Here is a 417-nt window from a genome sequence, read left to right on the forward strand (position 1 = left end):
GTCTTGATGTAGTCCAGGTGGGCCTGGGGGAAGTCATCGCCGACGACGCCGACCATATTGACGGGGCTGAAGAAGCTGGCGCCGACGGCGGCGTAACTGGCGGAGCCGCCGAGGAGGTCGGCGTGTTCTTCGACGGGGGTTTTGACGGTATCGAGCGCGATGGAACCTACGACGAGGACGGACATTGATGGAAAGGTTGGAAGGTGGATGCTGCGGATGAAAGGACCGGGGGACGCGCTTTATCTCTGGGCGGCGTCGCTTGGGCAATTGGCATTTTCCACTAAGCGGGCCCGCACGTCGCGGCAGTAGGCGGCGATGTCGGCCGCTTGCAGGATGCCGGAGACGATGACGACCCGGCGCGCGCCGGCGGCCAGGATGGCGTCGAGGTTCTCCCGCTTGATGCCGCCGATGCAGAAG

General features: G+C 64.7%; 1 protein-coding gene. It reads left to right on the top strand.

Annotated features, from left to right (window positions below; genetic code table 11):
- On the top strand, nt 1-188 hold a 188-nt coding region (locus D7Y13_RS46550), incomplete at its 5' end, for a hypothetical protein (protein WP_208734701.1).
- Nucleotides 189-417: the final 229 nt, after the last annotated feature.

This window comes from Corallococcus praedator (assembly GCF_003612125.1).
Classification (GTDB): domain Bacteria; phylum Myxococcota; class Myxococcia; order Myxococcales; family Myxococcaceae; genus Corallococcus; species Corallococcus praedator.